Genomic DNA, 25874 nt, shown 5'->3' with positions numbered 1-25874 from the left:
AGCTCAGCCGAAGGCGTCGACGGCCGCCCTGGCCGCCTGGCCCGAGAGCGACGGCGGCGCGACCGCCTCCCACCACGCCGCCGCGTGCTGCTCTGTCCAGTCGGCGTCCATGCGGAGCGCGGCGAGCCGCTCGGACAGCTCGCGCGCCGACTGCGGCCGCCGCGCGGGGTCCTTCTCGAGGCAGTCGAGCACGATGCGGTCGAGCGCGGGCGGGATCGCGCGCGCCGCGCGCTTCGAAGGCGCGACGGGCGCCTCCGTCGCGTGGAGCAACATCGTCTTCATCGCCGTCTCGGCCTCGAACACGAGGGCGCCGGTGAGCAGCCAGTAGGCGACGCACCCGAGCGCGTAGATGTCGGTCCGGCCGTCGATCGGGCGGTCGCCCAGCACCACCTCCGGGGCCATGAACGCGGGCGTGCCGGTGATCGCGTTGTCCGCCGTCAGCTTGGAGGGATCCGTGTCTTTCCTGCGCTGGGCCACCAGCCCGAAGTCGAGCACCTTCAAGAAGTCGAGATCTGCGCCGTAGCGGCACAGGAAGAGGTTGGCGGGCTTGATGTCGCGGTGCACGAAGAAGGCCTTGTGCGCCTCGTGGAGCGAGTGGCAGGCCTGCCGGAGCAGGTGGACCACGCGCGCGGGCGGCTGCGGGCCGTCCAGCTTGACGAGGGTGTCGAGGTCCATGCCGTCGAGCAGCTCCATCACGTAGTAGAACGACCCGTCGCGGGCGACGCCGAAGTCGAAGATGCCGATCGTGTGCGGCGATCGGAGCGCGGCGGTCGCCTGCGCCTCGCGCTCGAACCGCGCCTTCGCGTTGCCGTTGCTCGATGGCTCGCCCTGGAACGCCTCGGGCCGGATCAGCTTCACGGCCGCGGGGCGGGCGAGCATCCGGTGCCTCGCCCGCCACACCTCGCCCATGCCGCCGCCGCCGAGCCGCTCGACGAGCCGGTAGCTGCCGAGCTCCCGCGCCGCGTCGAGCTTGCGCCCGAGCCCGAAGACGACGCGCGACACGAGGACGGAGAGCGCGAGCGCGATGACGCTCGGGAAGAAGCGGCGGAGCATCGCCTCGGGCGAGGGCGGATCCATGAAGCCCGAGCGGACGAGCACCCAGAGGCATGCCGGATCGGTGAGGATCGCCAGCGTCGAGGTGAACAGCGTGCGCACGCTCGGGGCGGGGACGATGATGGGAAACATGAGCACCCAGACGGCCACCGGCGGCCATCCCGGCAACACCGGCCCCTCCGGCCACGGCTGCGCGTTGGAGATGACCGAGAGCAGCGCGGCGCCCAGGATCTTGTAGGCGAACGAGAGATCGACGATCCGCGGCGGCGACAGGAGCCCCTTCCGCGCGATGACGAAGAGCGCGGCCGAGACCAGCATGAACGGCAGGAAGACCGCGACGCGGATCGGGTACGGGCCGAGCTCGAGGCCCGGGAAGATCTCCGACACGAGGAAGCCGAGGGAGCCCGCCACGATCGTGCAGAGCGCCATCCACGCGACGCGCCTCGTCGCCTCCTGCTCGAGGTCCGGGGGGAGGCGCGGCGACAGCCACTCCCAGCGCGGCCTCGCGCAGGTCTTGCTGGCGTCGGGGCCGAGGAAGACGGTCTCGCTCATGGAGTCGCGCGCGCGGCCCACGGCCGCGTCGGTCTGCTCTAGGGGAGGAGGAAGGCGGCGGGAATAGAAGAGTCGCGCGCGAGGCGCACGCCTCTCGGCACGCGCACGGCCGGGCGTCTTCGCGTGCGGGCGGACTCGGCCAGCCCGCGCGGGGGAGCGTTACTTGATGAAGACCTGCGCGGCCGCGATCCCCGCGCCCTTCGTCGCCTTGAGGATCACCTTGCCCGGACCGCCGATCGGCAGGGGGTTCTTCCAGCAGCCGGAGGCCTTGCCGCCGAGCGTCGCCGCGGCGCCGGTGGTGCTGTCCTGCGCGAGCACGACGGGCGGCAGCGCGGGCGCGGGCTGCGAGACGAGCTGGATGTCGAGCTCCTGGACCCCGAGGCCGATGCCGACGACGGTGTAGCACTTGCCGGGCGAGATGTTGATCTGCTGCTCGAGCGCCTGGCCCTCCTGGAACTGCCCCGCGAACGGCCCGCCGTCCGGCTTCATCCCCGGGGCCTCCGTCGTGCCCATCCCTTGCAGGATCGGCGTCGCGGCCACCGCGGCGACCGGCGGGATCGGCGTGGCGGCGGAGCCCGCGGGCGCGGCGGTGGTGGTGGGCGTGGGCACCGCCGTCGCCGGCGTGGTCGGCACGGCAGAGGCGCACCACTGGCCCGGAGGGCACGGGTTGTTGGGGTCGATCGTCGGCTCGGGGGTCGACGAGCACGCGAGCGCTCCGAGCGCGGCGAGGGAGAGCGGGAGTACGTGGAAGACACGCATCATGAGAATGCTCCTTCGATGGGCATGAGCTCGCCCGATCGCAGAACGAGTGCCAGCGCTTCTTACACCGGCTGCGGTTCGACGTGTGGGCCGAGCTCACGAAGCAGCGATCTCGACAGCGCGCGGGGTGCAACCCGAGCGCAAACGAGCGCAACCCGAACGCAAACGAGCGCAACCGGATGCAACCGGATGCAAGCCGAACGCAACCGCGCCGCTTTGCGCCCCGCGCGTGGCGTGCTACCGAAGTCGGGCACGCGTGGTCTTGCAATCCCGAGTAGTTAAACTATACACGTGATCCGCGTCATCTGCGTGGGGACGGCAGTGCGCGCCCAGTGGCGGACTCCGCAGCGTGCCTTGCCTCCCTGGCCACCTCTGGCCCGGGTGGCGTGCTCACGCCGCACAGGGCCCGAGCCGCTGCATCCTGTGCGCCCGGCGTCGTCGCGCGGACAACGCGCAGCGCCGGAGCAGCCATGAGCCAGGATCAAAAGCCCCCTCCCGCCGAAGGCAGCGCCCTCTGGTACAAGGACGCGATCATCTACGAGGTCCATGTCCGCGCGTTCAGCGACTCGAACGCGGACGGCATCGGCGACTTCGAGGGGCTCGTCGACAAGCTCGATTACCTCCAAGATCTCGGCGTCACCGCGATCTGGCTCCTGCCCTTCTACCCCTCGCCGCTGCGCGACGGCGGATACGACATCGCGGATTACGCCAACATCAACCCGTCTTACGGGACCCGGCGCGAGTTCGCCCGCCTCCTGCGCGAGGCGCACCGCCGCGACATCCGCGTCATCACCGAGCTCGTCCTGAACCACACCTCGAACGAGCATGAGTGGTTCCAGCGGGCGCGGACCTCGCCCAAGGGCTCGCGCTGGCGCGATTTCTACGTGTGGAGCGACACGCCGCACCGCTACAAGGACGCCCGGATCATCTTCAAGGACTTCGAGACATCGAACTGGGCCTGGGATCCGGTCGCCAACGCCTATTACTGGCACCGCTTCTACTCCCACCAGCCCGACCTCAACTTCGAGAACCCGGACGTCCACGCCGCCGTCTTCAAGGTGGTCGACTTCTGGCTGGAGATGGGCGTCGACGGGCTCCGGCTCGACGCCGTGCCGTACCTCTACGAGCGCGAAGGGACGAACTGCGAGAACCTGCCGGAGACGCACGAGTTCTTGCGGAAGCTCCGGCGCCACATCGACGCGAACTTCGCCGATCGCATGCTCCTCGCGGAGGCCAACCAGTGGCCCGCCGACGCCGCGGCGTACTTCGGGAGCGGCGACGAGTGCCACATGAACTTCCACTTCCCGCTCATGCCCAGGATGTTCATGGCGGTCGAGCTCGAGGACAGCTTCCCGATCGTCAACATCCTGAAGCAGACGCCCGTTGTCCACGAGACCTGCCAGTGGGCGACGTTCCTCCGGAACCACGACGAGCTGACGCTCGAGATGGTGACCGACGAGGACCGGGACTACATGTACCGCGTCTACGCGCAGGAGCACACGGCGCGCATCAACCTGGGCATCCGCCGGCGGCTCGCCCCGCTCATGAAGACGCGGCGCAGGATCGAGCTGATGAACGCGCTGCTCTTCTCGCTGCCGGGGACCCCCGTCCTCTACTACGGCGACGAGATCGGGATGGGCGACAACATCTATCTCGGCGATCGCGACGGGGTGCGCACGCCGATGCAGTGGAGCGCCGATCGGAACGCCGGATTCTCCAGGGCGAACCCGCAGAAGCTCTATCTGCCGATCATCATCGACCCCGAGTACCACTACGAGGCGATCAACGTCGAGGCGCAGCAGCAGAACCCGGCTTCGCTCCTCTGGTGGATGAAGCGGCTCATCACCCTGCGCAAGCAGAACAAGGTGCTCGGCCGCGGGACGATCGAGTTCCTGCACCCGGACAACAGCAAGGTGCTCGCGTTCATCCGCGCGCACGCGGACGAGCGGCTGCTCATCGTCGCGAACCTCTCTCGGTACGCGCAGCACGTCGAGCTCGATCTCGCGCGCTTCGAGGGCATGGTGCCTGTCGAGCTGTTCGGCAGGAGCCGCTTCCCGGAGATCACGAGCCGCGGTTACTCCCTGTCGCTCGGTCCGCACGACTTCTTCTGGTTCGCGCTGGAGCCGGCGACGCCGGCGATCTCCGCGGGCGACGCCGGGGCGGCGCCCGCGATCGCGACGAAGGGCTCGTGGCGGACGCTCCTCTCCCCGGAGGGGCGCAAGGTGCTCGAGCCGACGCTCGGGAAGTTCATCGCGGCGCGGCGCTGGTTCCGCGGCAAGGCGCGCACGCGGCGCGCCACGACCCTCGCGGACGTCATCCCGATCCTGCGCAGCGAGCAGACCGCGGCGGAGCACTACCTCCTGCTCGCGCGCGTCGAGTACACGGACGGCTCGCCGGAGACGTATGTCGTGCCGATCGGCTTCGCCACGGGCGACTACGCGCGGACGCTCGTGACGCGCGCGCGTCACGCGGTGATCGCGGACGTCACGATCCTCGATCCCGAGCCGGAGAGCGCGGCGGCGCCGGAGGGCGTCCTCTACGACGCGCTGGCGACCCCGGAGTTCGCCGCGCTCGTCCTGGCCGCGATCCGGGCGCAGGGGGTCGCGACGGGCTCCGTCGGCGAGCTCCACGCGCTGCCGCTCGGGACGACGCTCGAGACGCTCGGCGCCGAGGGAGAGCTCCCGGCGCGCATCTCCGAGAGCGAGCAGAGCAACACGACCATCATTTACGGCGACAAGCTCCTCCTCAAGATCTTCCGGCAGGTCGAGGAGGGCATCAACCCGGAGCTCGAGATCGGCCGGTTCCTGACGGAGCACCAGTTCCCTGCGACGGCGCGGCTCGCCGGGGCGATCGAGTACCAGGCCCGCGGTCGCGAGGCGACCACGGTGGCGATGCTCCAGGAGTACGTGCAGAGCCAGAGCGACGCGTGGACGAGCACGCTCGAGGCGCTGAACCGCTTCTTCGAGCGGGTGCTCGCCGACGAGGAGACGGCGAAGGGGGGCGCGCCGCCGATGCCGGCCGGCACGCTGGTCGACGCGTCGCGCGCGGCGCCGCCGCCGCTCGTGAACCAGCTCATGGGCACCGAGATCGTGAGGATGCGGCTGCTCGGCGAGCGCACAGCGCAGCTCCACCTCACGCTCGGCAAGCACAGCAAGGACCCCGCGTTCGGGCAGCAGTCGTTCTCGACGCTGCACCAGCAGTCGATCTTCCAGTCGGCGCACGGCATGCTCTCGCGCACCTTCGCGCTGCTGAGGAAGCGCGAGCGCTCGCTCCCCGAGAGCGTGCGGGAGCAGGTGTCGGCGATGCTGCCGCGCGAGGCCGAGATCAACGCGAAGCTCCAGCAGATCGTGTCGAGGAAGTTCGACATCCCCCGCATCCGGACGCACGGCGACTTCCACCTCGGCCAGGTGCTCTCGACGGGCGACGACTTCATCCTGATCGATTTCGAGGGGGAGCCGGCGAGACCGCTGAACGAGCGCCGCTACAAGCGCGGCCCGCTCCGGGACGTGGGCGGGATGCTGCGATCGTTCGACTACGCCGGCGCCTCGGCGCTCCGGGACGCTCGCCTCCGGCCCGAGGACGTCGCCGTCCTCAAGCCGTGGACCGACGCCTGGGTGACGTGGATCTCCGCGAGCTACCTCGCGGGATACATGGAGACGGTCGCGCGCGCTCAGGCGACCGCCGAGCCGCGGACCGACGAGGCGGCGCCGTACGTGCCCGCGAGCGACGCGGACACGGTGCTCCTGATCGACTTCTACATGCTCGAGAAGTGCATTTACGAGGTCGGCTACGAGCTCAACAACCGGCCTGACTGGCTGGACATCCCGCTGCGCGGGCTGGAGCGTCTGATCACGCCCAGAGCATAGGAGCGCTGGTGGCGCGATGATCCGGCTGGAGCTCGCGGGCATGCATACGCGGTTGCACTCGACGTTGTGCGGCTCATGCCCGCAGGGCCCGACGGGTTGCTGCGCCAGCCCGCCGGGGGTCGAGTGGTCGGACATCGGGCGGATCGTCTCGCTCGGCGGCGCTGGCTGGCTGCTCGAGCAGATGGCCGCGGGCAACCTGCGCCCGGGCCAGCGCGGCCTGCTCATCCTGCGGGTCGAGCCCCAGGGCAGCGATGGCGGAGCGCTCCCCAAGAGGTGCGCTTTCCACGGTCATGAGGGCTGCACCATCCCCCCCGAGCGGCGCGCGGCGACGTGCAACTACTATGTTTGCGATGACGCCTTCGCGCACGGAGGCGAGCCTCGCGGGGACCCTGCAGCGCTGGCCGGCCGCAAGGCGCATGACGCGCTCGTGGATCTCTACGGGAGCTGGGATCTCGAGCTCGCCGACCGCATACGCGAGCGCTGGCCCGACGGGCCTCCGTGGAACCTCGATTTCCTCGACTGGCTCGGTCGAGAAGTCCACCGCCTCGCCGCCAGAGCAGGTTCCTCCATGCTTGTCCTCCGGACCGGCACCTGAAGTATCCCCGCGAATTTTTCGGGAAAATTCACAGGGAGACGAGGAGACGGAGAGCAAGATCCCACCCGTCTCCCCGTTCAACTTCCCGCCAAAAATGCCAATCAATGAGGGTGGTTGTCAGGCCCGGCACACGAACCTGCACCCGCTCCAGAGCGGCGGTCACCCGCACAGGAGACGGGCCCAGATCGGCGTTTTCGGCGCGGAAGCGCACTCCTGTGCGCTGAGCACCGAAAACGTCGAGATGGGCCCGTATCCGACGCGGGTGCCCGCCGCTCGGGTGACCGCCGCTCTAATTTGAAGGGATTGCGCTGACGTCCTGACGCCGGAGCGCGACGGTGCGCTCGACAACGTCCGACGCGGAGAGCTGCAGGAAGATCGACACGTCGACCCAACCGGCCCTGGACACCACGACGACCTGCATCCCTTGAGGCAGCTCGACGCTGAGGGGCGTCTTGCCGAGCATGGTCCCGTTCCAGCTCACGTTCGCGTCCGCGGGCTCGCTCTTGATCGTGACCTTGGCCTTCAGCGGGCCCGGTTCGAGCGCCGTCGCAGCCGTGGACACGGCAGCAGGCTGCTCCGACGCGACGGGCTCCAGCGAGCGCTCGCGGAACATCACGAAGGCCCCCGCGGCGAGCAGCGCGACCACCCCGAGCACAGAGGCGAGATACCCACGCTGCCGCCAGGACGAGGCGCGCCCCACCGTCGCGCCCAGGCTGCCGGGATCGACGGCCGGGGGCTCGTGATGATGGTGGGCGGGGAGGCTGTGGCTTTGATCGCTGAGGAGGGGTAGACCGGCCGCGGTCGCGGAGGGCCACATCGAGCGGTTCATCCCCATGACCATCGAGGCGCGGGGGAACTCTCCGACCATCGAGGCGCGCTGGATGTCGCCCGCGACGTCCAGCGAGCTCAGGTACTCGAACTGCGCGGTGACCTGCTGGCGCACGAGCGCCCTGCTCTCCGCGAACATCTCGAGCACGTGCGCGCCGAGCTGCTCCGTGCGGACGTCCTCGCCCGAGCCCCGCAGGTAACTCTCCAGCGCGTCGCCCATCTCCTGCGCGGTGGCGAACCGCCGATCGGGATCCCGCTGGAGGGCCCTCGCCACGATCTCATCGAGCGCCGGGTCGATGTCCGGCACGACGGCGGAGAGCCGCGGGATGTCCCGCGTGAGCAGCTGGTGCATCACGGCGACGTGGTCGCCATCGAACAGCCGCCGCATCGCCAGGAGCTCCCAGAGCACGATGCCGATGGCGAAGAGATCGGCCCGCCGATCGACGTCGGCGCTCGCCATCGCCTGCTCGGGCGCGGCGTAGGCCATCTTGCCCTTGAAGGTTCCGCTCTCGGTGTGCGCCGCGTTGAGGGCCGCCTTCGCGACGCCGAAATCGACGATCTTCACAGCTCCGTCGTACGTGACGAAGATGTTGTGAGGCGAGACGTCGCGGTGCACGATGCCGAGCAGACCGCCATCGAAGTCCGCGAGCTCATGCGCGTAGTGCAACCCGCGCAGCGCCTCGACGATGATCCTGACCCACGCCCCCCGCGTGAAGCTCGCGGCGCCAGGACAGCCGCTCACCACCGCCCTCACGACGTCCTTGAGCGGCTGGCCCTCGAGGTACTCCATCACGATGAAGTACCCGCCGCTCTCGCCCCCGATCTCGTAGGTCTGAACGACGTTGGGGTGATTGAGCCGGGCCGAGAGCTTGGCCTCGTCCAGGAACATCAGGACGTAGCGCGGGTCATCCGCCATCCCGACGCGGAGACACTTCACAACAACGAGCTTGTTGAACGACCCGGGCCCGCGGGAGACGGCCAGAAACACATCCGCCATCCCACCACGACCCAATTTTGCAATCAGGCGGTATCGACCAAGCAAGCTGTTGCTCGCTTGCTGGGTCGAAGAGATGGTTTGGCCGCCTGAATTCACGACATCCCCCGCTATAAGAGCTTAATTAGCCCGTTGACCTGGAGTTTGCAAAGACTTTTACGCCTGGAAACAATCCGCGCCCCCTGTAGACGCGTGCCGCGTTGCTCCATCGCCTGACCATCCATCGTGATGTCTTGGCGCAGCGCTCCATCGCCGGATTGCTGCGCAAGGGCACCCCTCCCGGGCGGCAGATGTCATGGTCCTAACGAAATGGCGCCGCTCGAACCGGTACGCACGTGACCACACCCACCGGGTGCTCCTGTCGGCACACCCGGTGTTCCACCACCGCTCCATTGTACACCAGGTACTTCAGGAGCGGTGGAACTGGATGCGTGTCGCAGGTCGATCCTTGAGACCCCCCCGGGGTCGCCCGAAACCAGCGGAGCACAGGCCCGCTGACACCAGAAGGGGCCAGTCAGTAATGGCGCATACATGTTCGGCGTCGAGGGCGGCGGCTCCTGAGCGGACCGGACGACCTCCGCTTCCCTGCGGAGCCGGGGGGCTCCGCAGGAAATCGACGTCCGCCCTGCGCGGAGCTCCCTACCAGGCTGTCCTGGTCGTTCTGTGGAGGAGAGCTACCAAGGGTCCTGCGCCCAGAACCTGCGCACGACATCGAGCGTGGCGTCGAGCTGCTCGAAGTGCGGGAGACCCAGCGTTGGCGCGATGCGGGCGGCCTCCACGCGGGCGTTCTGCTGCGTGAGCTCGGCGAGACGGTCGAAGCGCGAATACGGGTCACGGTCGTGGAGGACCAGCGTGGCGACGGGCAGACGCGCATAGAGGCGCTGGAGAGCGTCGTCCGTGAACAGGGTGCCGGCGATGAACGCGAGGGGGGCCCGGTGGGCAAAAGGCTCCTTCGATGCGCGGATGGCATAGTCGACAAGGCCTGGATCCGGCGCGCCGACGAAGCTCTTCTTCAGGAACCAGCGAATGCTGGGCGGCGCAGCCAGCACGCGAAAGAGCGCCTCCGCGGCGTAGGGGACGCGCGAGACAGCCCGGAGGAGGGCGCTCGCGCCGGGAGGTTCACGGCCGAGCCCCGTCGGGGAGATGAGCACGAGGCTGTGGACAATGCTCATCTCCTCGCAGGCGACGGCGGCGGCGAACTCCGAGGAGAGGGAGAGCGCGATGACGTCGGCGCCGCCCGGCGCGCGGACCACGTCCGTGAGGAAGCGGCGCAGCGCGGCGCGGTAGAGCTCGCGATCGTACACGCGGTCCGCTCGCTCCGAGAGGCCGAAGCCGGGAAGATCGAGCGCGTAGACCGGCCGCTCGCCGCGGAGCGCATCGAACAGGGGCGCCATCTCCCTGGACGAGGCGGCCGCGTCGACCCCGTGCACGAGCACCACGGGGCGCCCTGCAGCGCGGGCGTCCACGTAATAGGCGAGGCGCCCCGCGCTCCACGTGTCGACGTGCCGCACCTCCGCGTCGAGCGCAGGGGCGAGGGGCGCGCGCTCCGCGGGGCGGAGCGCGCTCGGCACGAGCCGATCGACGAGCCCATCGAGGCTCATCGCGCGTGCGCTCATCACGTCTCCCCCGGCGGCAGCATCCCCTCGTTATCCGCGCGCTCGAGGTCGGCGATGCTCGGATTCCTCGGCGCCGGACGCGACTTGACGCCGCCGTCGCCGGGCCTCGCCTCCTGGCCCGCGTCGCTGCGCTTCTCGCGCTCTCGACGCTCTGCTTGACCAGCGATCTCCTGCGCTGCGCGCACCAGCCGGTCCAAACGATCCACCTCCAGCTGATGGCGAGATCCATCGGGACCACCGTGCCGATCCTCGAAACGGTGGTGCCCAGCGTCAGCGCGGCCATGAGACACCGTGCGATCAGGTCGAACTGTCATGCTCAGCTCCTTCCGCACGAGGTCAAAGCACGGACCGTGCCCCCGCGGGCCGCGGCCCCAGCAGCGCTCGTCGAGCCGACACCGGGCTGAACAGGCGCCAAGACGCCTCGAATGTGACCATTTGCCTCGGTCACCCTCGTCGATCCGGGTGACGGCAGCAGGGAAAGCTGGTGTCGAGCCGTATCACGAACGGATGGAATCGGGTCCTCGACGCCGATCCGGAGGGGACATCGTCGCCAGTCAACCTCGCTGTCGCTCGGCCGCCGACGCGGACGCGGAGTTTGCGCGGGTCATGGAAGGTCTGGCACGGTTGGAAAGGGCGGCCGGCTCCGGCGCTGGAGGCGGAGGGGAGCTGCCCGGCCGCGATTCCGGGCTCCGGACGTCAGCCGGCGACTTCGAGCTTCCGGCCGGCCGGCTTGTTGATGTCGGCGAAGAAGTCGTTGCCCTTGTCGTCCACCACGATGAAGGCGGGGAAATCCTCGACCTCGATCTTCCAGACCGCTTCCATGCCGAGCTCGGGGTACTCGAGCACCTCGACCTTCTTGATGCAGTCCTTCGCGAGGCGCGCGGCCGGACCGCCGATCGAGCCCAGGTAGAAGCCGCCGTGCTTCTTGCACGCCGCGGTGACGGCGGGCGAGCGGTTGCCCTTCGCGAGCATGACGTAGCTGCCGCCGTTCGCCTGGAAGAGGTCGACGTACGCGTCCATCCGGCCGGCCGTGGTGGGGCCGAACGAGCCGGAGGCGTAGCCCGCGGGCGTCTTCGCGGGCCCGGCGTAGTAGACCATGAACTCCTGCAGGTAGCTCGGCATACCGTCGCCGCGATCGAGGCGCTCCTTGATCTTCGCGTGCGCGATGTCTCGCGCGACGATCATCGGGCCGCTCAGAGAGAGCCTCGTGCGGATGGGGTACTTCGAGAGCTCCGCGCGGATCTCGCTCATGGGACGGCGGAGGTCGAGCTTCACGACCTCGCCCTCGAGATCCGCGTCCGTGGTGTCGGGCAGGTACTTCGCGGGATCGGTCTCGAGCTGCTCGAGGAAGATGCCCTCGCGCGTGATCTTGCCGAGCGCCTGACGATCCGCAGAGCACGAGACGGCGATGCCGACGGGGCACGAGGCGCCGTGGCGCGGCAGGCGGATGACCCGGACGTCGTGGCAGAAGTACTTGCCCCCGAACTGCGCCCCGATCCCCGTCCGCTGCGCGAGCTCGAGCACCTTCTGCTCGAGCTCGCGGTCGCGGAAGCCGCGCCCGCGCGCGTTGCCGTCGGCCGGGAGCGTGTCGAGGTAGCGCGCCGAGGCGAGCTTCGCGACCTTGAGCGTGTACTCGGCCGACGTGCCGCCGACGACGATGGCAAGGTGGTATGGCGGACACGCCGCGGTGCCGAGCGCGCGGATCTTCGCCTCGATGAAGGACAGCAGGCTCTCCGGGTTCAGGAGCGCCTTGGTCTCCTGGTAAAGATAGCTCTTGTTCGCGGAGCCGCCGCCCTTCGCCATGAACAGGAGCTTGTAGGCGTCGCCGTCCGTCGCGAAGATCTCGATCTGCGCCGGCAGGTTGTCGTTCGTGTTGACCTCCCGGTACATGTCGAGCGGCGCGAGCTGCGAATAGCGCAGGTTCTGCGCGCGGTAGGTCTCGAAGACGCCGCGCGCGATCGCCGCCTCGTCGCCGCCGCCCGTGAAGACGAGCTGGCCCTTCTTGCCCATGACGACGGCCGTGCCTGTGTCCTGGCACGACGGGAGCACGCCCCCCGCGGCGATGCTCGCGTTCCTGAGGAGCTCGAGGGCGACGAAGCGATCGTTCGAGGAGGCCTCGGGATCGCCGAGGATCCGCGCGAGCTGCGCGAGGTGACCGGGCCGGAGGAGGTGGGCGATGTCGCGCATCGCCTCGCGCGCGAGCAGGGTGAGCCCCTCCGGCTCGACCTTGAGGAACGTCGAGCCGGCGGCCTCGAAGGTCGAGACATGGTCGCGGCTGACGAGGCGGTACGGGGTCTCGTCATGGCCGAGGGGGAGCATGTCCTGGTACTGGAAATCGGTCATCGTTCGGGTCTCCGGGAAAGCATAGAGGCAGAGAGGAAGAGAGGCAGAGCGGCAGAGCGGCTGCGGGGTCCCTCCTTCTTTGCATGGCTCCCGCCCCGGGCTCAACACCCACCCAGCGCCGGCCGTCACGCGGGGAGCGCGCGCTCGACGTCGCCGAGGACGGCCGAGATCGACCGCAGGAGCGGCTCCCGGGCGCTCCGCAGGAAGAAGTGTCCGCCGGGGAACATCTCGACCCGGAAGGCCCCGCGCGTGTGATGGCGCCAGCCTTCGAGATCGGCGCGGCCCGCGCGCTCGTCGTCGAGGCCCCCGAACGCGGAGATCGGACACTCGAGCGGGGCCCCCGGGACGAACGGCTCGACCTCGTTGACCGCGAAATCCGCGCGCAGGACAGGCAGGAAGAGCCCCAGGAGCTCCGGGTCGCGCAGCACCTCGTCGGGCGTGCCCCCCATGCGGCGGATCCGCTCCAGAAACTCGGGCTCGGGCAGGCCGTGGAGCGGATCCGAGCCGCGAACGTGAGGCGGACGCCGGCCGGACACGAAGAGGTGGCGCGGCAGCGGTGCTCCCCGGCGGCGGAGCTCGCGCGCGAGCTCGAAGCAGACGAGCGCGCCGAGGCTATGGCCATACAGCGCGAACGGCTTCGTGAGCCATGGCTCGAGCGCGGTGGCGAGGGCCTGGACGAGCGGCGTGAGGCGCTCGAACGGCGGCTCGCTCATGCGCGCCTCGCGGCCGGGGAGCTTGATCGCGCAGAGCTCCGTGTGCGCGGGGAGCTCGCGCCACCAGGCGCTGTAGATCGACGAGCCGCCGCCCGCATAGGGCGCACAGAAGAGTCGAAGCCGGGCAGCAGGGTTCGCCCTCGGCACGCCGACCCAGGGGTCGCGGCTCGGGCTGGAGGTCGTCATCACGGGGCGCTCAGCGTAGCTCGCCCCTCCGGCGCTCGCTCCCTACCATTTGCTCCCCAGGGCGACGCGGATGGTGGCGACCTTCCCCTGATCGAGGCCGAAGCCGAGGTCGTCGTCGAGCGCGACCAGCGCGCCGACGCGGGTGAAAGAGCCCTTCACGAGCGGCTCCCAGCCGACGAACGGCTCCGCCGCGAGCTGGGCTGAGTTGCTCGAGGAGAGAGGGAACGCCGCCTGAAGGCGCATGCCGATGCCAAAGTTCCCGAACGGGCGGAACTCGATCTCGTTTCCCTGCTCGATCACGGTCTTCGTGTCCTCCCCGTCCCGGGTCGGAAAGAAGACCTGACTCGCGAGGTCGTGGGTGAAGAACAGCACCTTGCCGACGTTGATCTCGGTCCCGACGCGCGCCCGGAAGGCCCAGTGCGCGAGCAGCACGCGCTGCGCATCGAAGTAAGCCCGCGCGGGGAAGTTCGCCACCGATGCGACCTCGAGCTCCGCGCCCGGGTGCGGGTGGAGCGGGATCGTCAAGCTCATGCCGCCGAAGAGCGCGAGGATGGGAAGGGCGTTGGCAGCGTAGTGGAGGCCGAACGTGGGATTGCCGATGAAGAACTGGCTGTAACCTGCGCTGCTCGTGAACCGCCTGCCGAACAGGTCTGTCGACTGGGGGCCCGAGACGTCGCCGTACGCGAACGGGATCTCCGCGTCGAGGTGGAGACCCGCGAAGAGCTTGTACTGGGCGGCGGCGGTGATGGCGACGCCGAGCCGCGACGACTCCTCGACGGAGGCCTCTTCGCCGCCCGCCGCCGCGATCTCCCGCTGGTAAGACGAGCTGAGGACGTCGATCTCGAAGCCGAACCGGCCCCCCTGGCTCTTCGCCCAACGCTCCTTCGTCTTGTCCGTGACGGGCTGCCGCGGCGCCGCCTCTTGCGCGAGCGCAGGCGCGGCCAGGGAGAGCATGAGGAACAGGGTCCCAAGAGACGCTTTGGTCGTGCTCACCTGGTGTCTCCCATCTCGTTCTCGACTCGCGGGCAGCGCGGGCGATTGACCACCTTGTCGCACCGTCGCCGCACGGGAGGCCCCCATGACCGCGGCGATCGCCCGGATCAATGCAGCTCCAGCGCGCTGGATGCAAGCGTTTTGACCGTCGCGACCCTGCGACGCTCTGCGTCGGTCCTAGAAAGAGCCCGCGAGCTCGAGAGACGCCGGCGCGATCATGAGCCTCACCGGAGGAGATGACGCGCGCTCTCCATCGCCGCGCTCCGGGCCCGCACCAGCGACAGTGAGGTAGATCGAGATGCCGCCGGCGAGCACGGCGGCGCCCGCGAGCAGGTCGGTGGTGAGCGCGAGCGCCTCGCTCCTCGCCCGCGCTCGCTCGACGGCGCGGGCGGCGCCGGGATACCGATCGAGCTCCGCGTCGAGGTCCCCGGAAGCGCCGAGCGCGAGGACCCCGGTGGCGGCCGCGCCCACGGCGAGCGCGCCGGTCGCGAGCCAGGGGAACACGGGCACGCTCCGCTGCTGGCGAGGCGCGCGGTCCATCCGCAGCGCGCCCGGCGGCGCCGGAGGCGGAGCCGGCGCACCGCCCGCGCCCTCGCCGGGGTCCCGCAGGGCTCGCGCTTCCGGGAGCGCGATCTTGAGCTGAACGTGATCGCCGCCGGCCACGTCGACGACCCTCAACACGGCCGGGCGGCCCGGCGCCTCGGCGACGATGCGGCGGCGCCCGGCGCTCATCAGAAGGGGCTCAGGGAGCGGCGTCTTGCCCGCCGGCACGCCGTCCACGGAGATCTCGACGTCCGGCGCCGAGGTCGAGATCTCCACCGTCGCGACGCGGCTCCGCAGGACGGCGATGTCCCGCGCCACCTCGGCCCGCCGGCCGCCCGGGAGCCGCTCGCCACCGTCGGCGAGGTACTTCTCGAAGGCGCGCAGCGCGCAGGCGTAGTCCTTGAGCTGATAACACGTACCCGCGATGTTGTAGAGCACCTGATATGCGGGCGCGAGCTCGTAGGCGCGGCGAAACTCGGTGAGCGCAGCGCCATAATCCACCTCGTTGTAGAGCTCGACGCCTCGCCGGAAGCGGGCGTCGGCCTCCTCGGTCTTGTTACCGGCAGGCTGAGCGAACGCGCCGAGCGGGGCGCTGAGCACGATCGCGGCGCAGAGGGCGAGCGCTCTCGGGGTTTTCATCGGGCGTACGGGCTCTCCAGATCGATCCCCCGCTTCGGTTTCTGCTCGGCAGACGGCGGCGCGGGCGCGCTCGACGGCGGCGCGGCGGACGCAGGCGGCGCCGTGGCGACGCCCACCGGGGCGCTCCGACCGATGGGGGCGAGTCTCCCTGGCTGCGCTTCCGGTTCGCTCTTCAACGCGAGGCTCAAGAAGAGATCGTTGCTCGCCGTGACCTTCTCTTCCTGCGCGAGGAAACCCGGCGCCTCGGCGCGGATGACGTGCGCGCGGCCATCCCTGGCGAGGCGGCCCTCGTAGGCGCCGGTCGACATCGGCGAGCCGTCGATGGAGACCTTCGCGTCGACCGGCGAGACACGGACGACGAGGCGGATGGCCTCTTCCTGCTTCGGAGAGGGCTCCGCCGCAGGCTGCGCGGCGACCTGCGCCTTGTGGTGATCACCCGCGGCGATCCTCCATGGCTGCGCGCGCAAGACCCCGACGCTCACGGTTCCGCCGATGGCGACGAAGGTGGCCGCGATCATGAATATCGTGCGGTTCGGGCGCGCGGGGCGCTCCTTCGCGCCGGTCATGCTGACCGAGGGCAGCATCGAGCTCCCGTCCGAGGAGGCGCTGACCGCCGCAGGCGCAGTCAAGGTCGGCGTCATCGACATCGGACCGGCGCTCAGCTTCGGCAGGTCGGGCGTCAGCGTGACCCTCGGATAGCTCCCTGTCCAGCGCACGCCGCGCAGCTGCTCCTCCACGACTTGCTTGATCCGCGCCCGGTCGTCCGCGAACTGGCCGGCCACGATCTCGCCGGCCTCCCGCGCGGACATGCCCCGGTGGCGCTCGCCGAGCCAGCGCTCGAGATCCGCCTGCAGCTCGGCCGCGGAGGCATAACGGTCCTCGAGCGCGGGCGCGAGCGCCTTCTGGCAGATCCGCTCGATCTCGGGGTCGAGCTCGACCCTGGACGCCTCTTCCGTGAGCCTCGGAACCTCTCCGATGGCGAGCCGCCCGAGGATCGCGAGATCGTTGAAGCCCTTCCACATGCGCCTCCGGGCGATCGCCTCCCAGAGGATCACCCCCACCGAGAAGACGTCGGAGCGCCGGTCGACGCGCTCTCCGCGCGCTTGCTCCGGCGACATGTACGAGACCTTGCCCTTGAGCGTTCCGGTGCGCGTCTCCGTCAGCGAGTCGGCCGCCTTGGCGATACCGAAGTCGACCACCTTGATCACGCCATCATAGGTGACGAAGATGTTCTGCGGACTCACGTCGCGGTGGACGACGTGGATGGGTGTTCCGTCGAAATCGCGCAGGTTGTGCGCGTGATGGAGCCCGGCCAGCGCGTCGCACAGGACGCGAACCTGGAGCGGGAGCGGCACCTTGTCGTGCCCCATGCGGGAGCGAATGCTGCCGAGCGGCTGGCCGTCGAGGTACTCCATGGCGATGAAGAAGCGCGCTCCCTCGTCGCCGACCTCGTACGTCTGAACGACGTTCGGATGATTCAATCGGGCCGCGAGCCGCGCCTCGTCGAGGAACATGGCCAGGATGTCGGCGTCCTCCACGAGCTCGGGCCGCACCCGCTTCAGCACGACGAGCTTGTTGAATCCCACGGGGCCCTGGGCGACCGCGAGGCAGACGTCGGCCATACCTCCCCTGCCGATCTCGGCAATCGGGCGATATTTCCGCCAACCATTGGGATCGCTGGGAGCGCTCATTCGACCTGTGCCGGATCGATCCCCCGAGGGAGGCCAGCCCGGCCCGGAGAATGCCCGCGACCTGTTACCTCGAAGCGGCCGTCATGTGACGTTCTCGCGAATGCGATGGCCTGTCAGCGACGGTTTCGCCACGTCCCTGTCGGCCGGACAGCGCGGCCCTGCTTGACAGAACGATTCCCTTGCCATCGGGTGATTGCAATGAACCACAAGCGCAGCCCCGTCGATTCACCACCTGCCGCCGCCCTCGCGCTGGCCATGGGCGCGCTCGCCACGAGCGCCCTCGCGTGCTCGCTCATCATCGAGCAGCGGGATGTGCAATGCACTTCCGACGCGGACTGCGCGCAGTTCGACGGCGCCATCTGCAATCGCGCGGACAGCATCTGCGTCCCCTCGTCGAGCGGCTCAGCCGGCGGCGAGGGCGACGACCCGCCAGGCGGGTGCGCGGCGGCCGACAAGCCGACCGTCGAGATCACCGGTGATATCACGGAGGATTTCACGCTCAAATGTGACAAGAACTACATCCTCAAGGGCCAGGTGAACGTCTCGGCCGGGGCGACGCTGACCATCGAGAAGGGCACGACCGTGCTCGGCGAGACGAACCCGCAGGTCCCCGCAACGCTCGTGGTGCACCCCGGATCCAAGCTCATCGCCGTGGGCACCAGGGATGAGCCCATCGTGTTCACGAGCAGCAAGGCCCCGGAGGATCGCATGGCCGGCGATTGGGGCGGCGTCCTCCTCCTCGGCAACGCGCCGACCAACCACGTGGACGCGAACGGCACACGCACCCCGGGCCAGATCGAGGGATTGACGAACAACGGGCAATACGGGGGCATCGACGAGAACGACTCGAGCGGCACGCTCAAATACGTGCGCATCGAGTACTCCGGGGTGAAGATCGCGCCGAACAACGAGATCAACGGGCTCACCCTCGGCGGGGTCGGCAGGGGGACGATCATCGATTTCGTCCAGGTGAGGCACGTGTCCGACGATTGCTTCGAGTTCTTCGGGGGCACGGTGAACGCAAAGCACCTCGCCTGCCAGTACAGCGGCGACGACGCCTTCGACTGGGACCAGGGTTATCGCGGAAAGCTCCAGTTCCTCGTGGCGCAGCAGGACCCGAACGTCGCGGAGGAGACGAACGGGTTCGAGGGGGACAACGACCCGCTCGCGCTCACGCCGGCGCTCGAGCCTCGGAGCGAGCCGACGATCTACAACGCGACGCTCTGCGGGAAAGGCGTGGACGTGGGCAAGGAGCAGTACGGCATCCTCCTCCGGCGGTCGACGAAGGCGAACATCGCCAACACGATCGTCACGGGCTTCGAGTCGGGCCTCGACGTGCGCGACCCGGATCCCGAGCAGAACATATCGAGCTCGATCTTCTTCAATCTGGTGAATGACTTCGCCTACGCCGAGACGAGCGACGGGACAGGCATCCTCCAGGACGACGACGGCGGCTTCGATGAGATCGCGTTCCTGAGCGCGCCCGATCGGAAGAATCGGGAGGAGGACCCGGGTATCCAGGGCTGCTTCGACCCGTCCGCGCCCGTGTTCGGTCCCGCGACGTCCCTGACCAAGGACGCGGTCGTGCCGCCGGACGGGTTCTTCGACGCGAGCGCCGCGTTCATCGGGGCGTTCAAGGATGCGAGCGACACATGGGCCACCTCGGGGAAGTGGGCCGTGTGGAGCCCGAACTGAAGTATCTTCCCGGATTTTTCGGGGAAATTCTCGGCTAGCGCGGGCAGCGTTCCAGCCGCCTGGCGAGGTTCCCGCGCTCGACCGACTCCGCGCCACCCCGCGCCCGCAGCGCGAGCGCGAGCGCGCGCGGGAGATCGAGGGCCGCGCCGCGCGCGCGCATCTCCAGATAGGACCGCTCGTAATCGCGAGGGACCCGCAGCGACCAGTTGTGGTCGCCCACCGTCCCGGGCGTGTTGTAGATCTCCTTCATCCCGAGCAGATCGGCGAAGAAGACCATCACGTTCGACGCCGGGCTGGCGAAGAGGTCGGCGAGCTTGGCCTGCGCCAGCGCGCGAGGGTCGGACGCGAGCGCGCGCGCCATCGCGCCCTCCTCGGCCGGCGAGGGCGCGAGGCGCGTCGCCAGGTACGCCGCCTGCCGCCCCAGCGCGGAGGCGCGCTCCCAGGTGTCGAGGAGCCTCCAGAGCGGCGGCGTGTCGTGGGTCCCCACCATGATCCAGTCGGCGGGCGCGGCGTTCTCGCTGCGATAGACGTCCTTCGGGTTGTCGAGATCGGCCTTCTGCGTGACCCGGAAGCGCCCGAGCCCGTGCCGATCAAGGACGGCCCCGAGCGGGAACGGGAGCGTGCTCAGGACCTCGCACACGACGTCGGAGATGGCGCGCCCGCGGGCCTCCGCGCAGCGCGCGATCGTGTCGAAAATGACGCTGTAGCGCCCGACCTGCTCCGGAGACAGCGAGGTGACCCAGCCGTCGGCATACCGGGGCACGGCGCGGTTCAGCTGCCCGGGAGAGACGATGGCGTACCGCGCGAGCAACGGGTGCTCCGGCAGGTCGGGCGACGAGAAGAGCCGCGCCCCGCCCTGGACGGCGCGGAGCGGATCGGGGGCGTCGGCCGCATAGACCCAGGGACAGACGAGCCCGTGCGGGTGATCGAGGCGTACCCCGTCGAACTCATCGAACATCTTGTCCATCCGCGCCCGGACGAGCGCGAGCCCGCCGGACGACGCATCCGCGTACTGCGCGGGATCCAGGACAGGGTAGCTCCACACCTGGCCCTCCGGGTTGGTGCGGCTCGGCGGCGCGCCCATGAGATACCCCCTGAGGAAGACCGATTGATAGGCCCAGGCATCCTGAGGCGAGTAGCCTATCTGCAGATCGCCGTAGAGCTTGAGCCCGAGATCGGCCGTCACCGTCCGGAGCGCCGCGTGCTGCTCGTGCGCGAGGAGCTGGCAGAACGCGTAGAAGCGGAGCTCGTCGCGGTACCGGTCGAGGAGCGCTCTCCTGCGCTCCCCGCACGCGACCACCTCGCCAGGGCCAGGCGCATAGAGGCGTCGGTCCAGCTCCGGCTCGCCAGACCAGCCGTGAAACCAGCCGCTCCGGTGCTCGGCGCAGAGCGGGCCGTAGAGCCCGTCCCTCTCGAGCCACGCCGCGTTCCGCCGCGTAAAGGCGTCGAGGCGGCGCTCGAGGTCGGCGAGCTCGCCGGGCTCGCCGCGCCTCCGCCGGCCCTCGAACGACGCGTACGCCTCGCGGAGCGCGGCGCGCTGCGCGCGGTAGGCATGGCCGTGCTGCGCGCGAGCCTCGCTGCCAGGAGGCCGCCCGGCGACGATCTCCCGGAGCGACTCGGGGCGGAGGAGCGCGCCAGAGGGGCCGTCCTCGACCAGCCGGGCGAGCGCGATCGACAGCGTGCTCCGCGAGAAGATGGTGCCGTCATACGGAGACGCGTTGTCGGCAGAGGTCTCCCCCTGCGGCCCCAGCTGGACGCCGTTGAAGCCGAGATCCCGCGCGAACCGGAGGAATCGGCGCCCCCCCTCGGTATTCGGGGACCCGCGCCCGATGTCCTCCGCGTCGTCCGAGGGAAAGCTCGGATCGTGGATCGCGAGCACGAGGTTGCGGATGCCCAGCAACCCGAGCGCGGCCTCGACGAGCCCCCTCTCGTCATCGCCCCATCGAGCCTGGACCGGCGCCGCATCGCCCCTGTCGTTCCCGACGTCCTTCATCGTGGCAAGGTATAGCGATGAACGGATCGGACCGCCAACGCGCAAGACGAAGAGACCCTCCTGCCTCGGTGATGTGATTACACCGCTGTACGGCAAACCCCGAATGCCGCTGTCAGGCCCCGAGGCGCGTGCCAGCCGCGACTGCCGAGGTCGCGCTCGCGGCCTCCACCATCGGCAGCGTGAAGAAGAACGTGCTGCCCTCGCCCACCTTGCTCTCGACCCAGATCCGCCCGCCGTGCACCTCGACGAGCGCCTTCGCGATCGAGAGGCCGAGCCCCGTGCCCTTGTGGGCCGTCTCCTTCGCCTGCCAGTAGCGCTCGAAGATCCGCGCCCGCTGGTCCTCCGGGATGCCCGGGCCGGTGTCCCGCACCGAGAGGCGCACCTCCCGGCCCCACGGCTCGGCCCGGATCGCGACCTCGCCGCCGGCCGACGTGAACTTGATCGCATTGCCGACGAGGTTGGCGATCACCTGCAGGATCCGCTCGCGATCGCAGAGCGCCCGATCGACGCCGAGCTCGACGCTCTGCTCGAGGCGCAGCGACTTCTCCGCCGCCTCCTCCCGCAGGAGCTCGATGGCGTCGCCGAGCAGGCCAGCGACGTCGTGGGGCACCGGCTGGATCGAGATGTGGCCGCCGTCGAGCTTCGCCAGGTCGAGCAGATCGCGGATGAGGCGGTTCATGCGATCGGCCGCCTTCTGGATGCGCTCGACGGGGCGCCGCACGTCGACCGCCTCGTCCGCGCCCGGCAGCTTCCGGCGCAGGAGGCTCGTGTTCATGACGATGGTGGCGAGCGGGCTCTTGAGATCGTGCGACACCACCGCGACGAGCTCCTCCCGGGCCCGGATCGCCCGCTGCGCGCTCTCGTACAGCCGCGCGTTGTCGATCGCCAGCGCGGCCCTGCGCCCGAGATCCTCGGCGAGCGCCCGGTCCTCCACGCCGTACATCAGATCGTCGCGGCCGGACGCGATGGTGAGCACGCCGAGCATCGTGCCGCGCGTGACGAGCGGCACGGAGATGTAACGCCGGAGGCCGAGCTCCATGAGGAGCGCCTCGCTGGCCGACACCGGCGGCTCGCTGTCGTACGAGCCGCGCTCGCTCTCCGGGGCGAGGGGCGCGCCCGCGACCTCGCAGAGCGCCGCCTCGCCCGTCTCCAGCACGCGCGCGACGCCGGACGGGAGGACCGAGTCCATCGGCGTCTGGCCCTGCAGGAGGCGCGCGAGCTCGCTCTTCTGGGGATCGGCGTGGACGACGACCGCGCGCCGGAGCATCGCCTCGCGCTCGATGATGTCGACCATGCACCAGTCCGCGACGAACGGGACCGGCAGGCGCGCGACGCGCACCAGCGTCGCCTCGTAATTGAGCGAGCTCGAGAGCAGCCGGCTCGCCTCCGAGAGGAACGCCGCGCGCCGCTGCGCCGCCTCCGCCGCCGCGCGCCCCGCCTCCGCGGCGGCGAGGTTCCGCGCCCGCTCGCGCTCGTTCTCGATCATGCGGGCGTAGAGCAGGCGGTGCACCAGCGCCGTGCGGAAGGTCGCCGTGAGCCGGCGCATCATGCCCCGGTACCGGGGCGCGAACGGGGGCTCGCTCTCGAAGCAGAGGAGGAGGCTGGACGCGCCGCTGTCGCCCTGCCCCTCCAGCGAGAAGTGCCACGTCACGAGCCCGGGCCGCGCGAGCTCGGGGTACGGCAAGGAGAGGCCCGCGCCCCCGCCGGTGGGCTCGCCCGACGCGACGAGCGAGCGCGGCGGGATGGGCAGCGCGCGCGAGCTCGCCGACAGGCCGGCGGCGTCGAGGAGCCGCGGCGCCCGCGGGGCCGGCTCGACGAGCACGAGCACGGCGATGCAGCTCAGGCGCTCGGCGAGCCGCTCCAGGAAGACCCCCATCGACTGGTGCGGATCGAAGAGATCGAGCGCCGCGACCGTGAGCTCCTGGAGGACGCTGAGGAGCGCCAGCCGTTCCTCCTGGATCTCGTGCTCGTCGCCGCTCGCCATGACAGGGCTCCAACCGCTCCCGCGCTCAGGCCCCCAGGGCGAGCACGACAGCGGTCTTGTTGTGAAACTGCGGTACCCCTCGGCCCAGCGTACCGACTTCTCCAAAGGTCAGACATCCCATCACCGGGACGCTCTCGCCGAGCTCGCTCTCGAAGGTGGTCAGCTCGTCGCGCACCGTGTCGCCGAGCATCATGCACCGCGAGATGCAGTCGAACACGAACGCGCCGGCGATGGGCCCAGCCACCGCTTCGCGCGCCGTGGTCGCGGCCTCGCGCGCGGCGCCGACGAGGCCGATGGGGTCGCCCTCCATGACGCGGATGAGGCACCCGTCCGGGACCTCGCCGACGCAGTAGAGCCCTCCCGGCGAGACGACGCGCAGCGGGTCGCGGATGACGTGCTCGCCGTCGGCCTGCGGGATGCCGAGCGGGTGGGTCATGGCGAACGTGGCGAAGCCGTCGATGTTCACCTGATCCCCCCTCGCCCGCGCGGTGCGCTGGTAAACCGAGAAGGCGCCCTCGTACTCGAGCTCGGCGAGGACCGTGCCCTCGGCGCGGGTGACCATCGTGGGCGGGCCATACGGCCGGAAGCCGTGGCGGATGCCGGTCGCCATGCGCGCCGGCGAGTCGATCGCGACCACGACCACGCTGTCCGAGTAGGCGCTGCCGCCCGCGAACTGCGCGGTGCGCACGAAGCGGAGGTTGTCGCCCGCGCCGCCGCCGGCCCAGACGACGCCCGTCCCACCGACCTCGACCGCGCCGCGCACCACGTCGGCGGCGTTGCCCGTGACCGCGTCCGGCAGCACGATGAGCGCGCGGCTCCACCCGGGAGCGACGGACGACGGAAACTTCTCGAGGGCGCGCGAGGCGGCGAGCACGCCGGCGCGCCGCCCGTCCTGGCTCACCGGCTGCGCGACCCCGACGCCGACACGCACGGTCTCCGAGGCGACAAGCCCCACCACGAGCCCCTGCCGGAGCAGCCGGCTGCCGGCGAAGACCCCTGCAGTGCAGCACCCCGCCCAGGGGACGCCCGGCAGCTGGCTCGTCACGGCCGCGGCGAGCGCGTCCGCGTCGTACTGGTCCGTCGATAAGACGAGGGCGAATGCCGGTCGCGCCACATGCTCCATGCGGGAAGACCCGCGGAGCGCCGTCGTCACGGCCTCTGAAGCAGCCTCTCTCGGATCCGCCGCGGAGCTCGCCCCGACAAATACCTGTGTCGCCATGTTCCCTCCCCCCCTCGGAATTTCGGCACTCGCGTTATACTGGAGATTCATCCGATCGTCACGGCGGGTGATTGTCACGTGATGTCATCCGTACAGGGCGCTCCCGTTCGTCGAGCGACTCACGATTTTCCCGGCGCGACGCTCCTTGCCGAAGAGCCAGGCAGAGCCGTGAGGAGGCCCGCGAAGCGCTGATCTGCGAGGAGAGAGGGAGGCGCCTGAGACCGAGGGGGCAGGTCCCTCATCCTCCGATAAGACAACGCGCGCTGCAAGCTCGGCAGACACGCCGGACACACTCGAGTCGGCCGTACAGGAGCAATCGGGGTCTTGCGCAAATACTGGACAACACGGCATCACACGGCAGGATCGTGGCATTGCGAACCGCGCTCGATGGGGCCTTGATGCCCGAGGCGGAATCAAGGCGAGTCCACAGCGCGCTGCCAGGTGAGGCGTGGTCGTTCCGTCCGACGAGAGACGGTGAACCCCGGAACCTCGCCGGTAATGGGATGATTTGGAAACGAGCTCAGGGATTCGCCCGCAAGAGCGAGTACGTCAGGGGGTGCCAGAACCCGCCCTGCTCCGCCCCCGGAGCGGCCCCGACGGCGACAAGCACGAACCCCTGACCGTCCCCGATGTCCGCCGCCGGCACGTCGCTGCTCGCCAGGATCTCGCGCATCGGCACCGACGACGTCACCATCCCCTCGATGGGATCGCGGGTCTCGATCGCGACCTCGTCGAGCGCGCCGAGGTCGCTCACCGAGAACCCGGTGGACGGTGGGAACGGCGCGATCGCGCCGTAGGAGAGGTCCTGCGCGAGCGTCACCCCGGTCGCGTCCTCGCGCCCGGGCGTCAGCTCCACATGGACCACCGGCGTCGCCGCGCTCGCGTGCGCGACCTGCAGGCTCACCCTGTCGAAGCTCGTCCGCCGCGACATGGCGACCGCGACGAGGCCGGCGGTCGGGGTGTCGATCGTGTAGGCGTCGCCGCAGCCTTCCTTCTCGCTTTCGTGTGTGTGTCCCTCGCCGCCGAGGCATCCGGTGGCGACCACGAGGAGGCTCTTCTCCTCGGCGAACACGGGCGCCGGGAGCACGGGGAGCCCCGCGGCCACGATCGGGGCCGCGCTCTCCGCGGCGAGCGCGAGGATCTCGGCGCAGTCGAGCCCCTCCGTCGCGCGGAGGTCGCCGGCGATCACGTGCGCGCGCAGGCTCGCCCCTTCGGGGATCGCCGCGCCGAGCGGCTCGACCTCCTGGGCCCGGGCGAACGCGAGGCCCGCGGCGGCGCCCGGCCAGGGATCCACGCCGGCGCCCGTCCCGTCGGGGTACGCGAGGAAGCAGAAGCGGACCGCGTCGTGATCGCTGATGCCGTTCACCACCGTGAGCTTCGTCGGCCCCGGCGGCTCGACCGCGCCGCCGCCCGCGCCCGTGGTCGTCGTCGCGCCGCTCGTGGTCGCTCCCGGGCCGCCGCCGGCGCCGGAGGTGCTCGCCCCGCTCGATGGATCCCGGCCAAGGACGCCGTGGTCCTGCGTGCAGGCTGCCGCGACGGCAAGCGAGATCCCCCCGAGGCAGGCCCATCCGGACGAACGAACTCGGTGCAGCACGCTGCGAGCTTACCGTGC

Annotated in this window: 17 protein-coding genes; 3 read left to right on the top strand and 14 right to left on the bottom strand. The window is 70.1% G+C overall.

The genetic code is table 11. The features are described 5' to 3' along the window. Positions 1-3 precede the first annotated feature (3 nt). Together WME82_RS02165 and WME82_RS02160 are read right to left on the bottom strand one after the other, a co-directional pair. Complete coding sequence (locus WME82_RS02165; protein ID WP_438041482.1) at positions 4-1605, bottom strand: serine/threonine-protein kinase; 1602 nt, start codon at positions 1603-1605, stop codon at positions 4-6. A gap of 159 nt (positions 1606-1764) precedes the next feature. Beyond that, positions 1765-2367, bottom strand: coding sequence for a hypothetical protein (locus WME82_RS02160; protein WP_012232997.1), 603 nt, complete (start codon positions 2365-2367; stop codon positions 1765-1767). Between the two features lie 467 nt (positions 2368-2834). Here WME82_RS02160 and treS point away from each other — a divergent pair, with 467 nt between their 5' ends. Together treS and WME82_RS02150 are read left to right on the top strand one after the other, a co-directional pair. Then, positions 2835-6230, top strand: coding sequence for a maltose alpha-D-glucosyltransferase (gene treS / locus WME82_RS02155; RefSeq protein WP_438041481.1), 3396 nt, complete (start codon positions 2835-2837; stop codon positions 6228-6230). A 16-nt stretch (positions 6231-6246) separates the two neighbouring features. Beyond that, positions 6247-6825 (top strand): hypothetical protein, encoded by a 579-nt coding sequence (locus tag WME82_RS02150; RefSeq protein ID WP_438041480.1) that lies wholly within the window; start codon positions 6247-6249, stop codon positions 6823-6825. A 289-nt stretch (positions 6826-7114) separates the two neighbouring features. Here the strand turns inward: WME82_RS02150 and WME82_RS02145 are convergent, their stop codons facing one another. The 8 genes from WME82_RS02145 to WME82_RS02110 form a co-directional block, all read right to left on the bottom strand. Beyond that, entirely contained in the window at positions 7115-8746 is a 1632-nt protein-coding gene (locus tag WME82_RS02145; RefSeq protein WP_437743877.1) for a protein kinase domain-containing protein, read from the bottom strand. A 575-nt stretch (positions 8747-9321) separates the two neighbouring features. Beyond that, positions 9322-10263: an alpha/beta fold hydrolase gene (locus WME82_RS02140; protein ID WP_438041479.1), complete on the bottom strand. Its 942-nt coding sequence runs from the start codon at positions 10261-10263 to the stop codon at positions 9322-9324. Beyond that, positions 10263-10469 (bottom strand): hypothetical protein, encoded by a 207-nt coding sequence (locus tag WME82_RS02135; RefSeq protein WP_157906384.1) that lies wholly within the window; start codon positions 10467-10469, stop codon positions 10263-10265. The genes WME82_RS02140 and WME82_RS02135 overlap by 1 nt, the downstream gene beginning before the upstream one ends. 490 nt (positions 10470-10959) lie before the next feature. Next, on the bottom strand, positions 10960-12606 hold the full coding sequence (locus WME82_RS02130) for a fumarate hydratase (protein ID WP_438041478.1): 1647 nt from the start codon (positions 12604-12606) through the stop codon (positions 10960-10962). Positions 12607-12731: 125 nt separating this feature from the next. Then, positions 12732-13505 (bottom strand): thioesterase II family protein, encoded by a 774-nt coding sequence (locus WME82_RS02125; protein WP_438041477.1) that lies wholly within the window; start codon positions 13503-13505, stop codon positions 12732-12734. 42 nt (positions 13506-13547) lie between these two features. Continuing rightward, a complete protein-coding gene (locus tag WME82_RS02120; RefSeq protein WP_438041476.1) occupies positions 13548-14498 on the bottom strand; it encodes a hypothetical protein in 951 nt (316 codons plus the stop codon). 177 nt (positions 14499-14675) lie between these two features. Beyond that, positions 14676-15680 (bottom strand): PEGA domain-containing protein, encoded by a 1005-nt coding sequence (locus WME82_RS02115; RefSeq protein WP_438041475.1) that lies wholly within the window; start codon positions 15678-15680, stop codon positions 14676-14678. Continuing rightward, positions 15677-17371, bottom strand: coding sequence for a serine/threonine protein kinase (locus WME82_RS02110; RefSeq protein WP_437914577.1), 1695 nt, complete (start codon positions 17369-17371; stop codon positions 15677-15679). The genes WME82_RS02115 and WME82_RS02110 overlap by 4 nt, the downstream gene beginning before the upstream one ends. 198 nt (positions 17372-17569) lie before the next feature. On the opposite strand from WME82_RS02110, the gene WME82_RS02105 reads away from it, so the two are divergent. After that, positions 17570-19066, top strand: coding sequence for a hypothetical protein (locus WME82_RS02105; RefSeq protein WP_438041474.1), 1497 nt, complete (start codon positions 17570-17572; stop codon positions 19064-19066). A 34-nt stretch (positions 19067-19100) separates the two neighbouring features. Here the strand turns inward: WME82_RS02105 and WME82_RS02100 are convergent, their stop codons facing one another. The 4 genes from WME82_RS02100 to WME82_RS02085 all read right to left on the bottom strand — a co-directional run bounded on the left by WME82_RS02100 (position 19101) and on the right by WME82_RS02085 (position 25856). Continuing rightward, the gene (locus tag WME82_RS02100) at positions 19101-21059 is read right to left on the bottom strand and encodes a 4-alpha-glucanotransferase (protein ID WP_438041473.1); all 1959 of its coding nucleotides are present in this window, start codon (positions 21057-21059) and stop codon (positions 19101-19103) included. A 112-nt stretch (positions 21060-21171) separates the two neighbouring features. After that, on the bottom strand, positions 21172-23043 hold the full coding sequence (locus tag WME82_RS02095; protein WP_438041472.1) for a GAF domain-containing sensor histidine kinase: 1872 nt from the start codon (positions 23041-23043) through the stop codon (positions 21172-21174). A gap of 25 nt (positions 23044-23068) precedes the next feature. After that, positions 23069-24166, bottom strand: coding sequence for an FIST signal transduction protein (locus WME82_RS02090; RefSeq protein WP_437743868.1), 1098 nt, complete (start codon positions 24164-24166; stop codon positions 23069-23071). Positions 24167-24782: 616 nt separating this feature from the next. After that, a complete protein-coding gene (locus tag WME82_RS02085) occupies positions 24783-25856 on the bottom strand; it encodes a hypothetical protein (protein ID WP_438041471.1) in 1074 nt (357 codons plus the stop codon). Positions 25857-25874 lie beyond the last annotated feature (18 nt).

Source organism: Sorangium sp. So ce128, from assembly GCF_051525245.1.
Taxonomy (GTDB): Bacteria; Myxococcota_A; Polyangia; order Polyangiales; family Polyangiaceae; genus Sorangium; species Sorangium cellulosum_B.
This window is presented reverse-complemented; position numbering and strand designations above follow the sequence as displayed.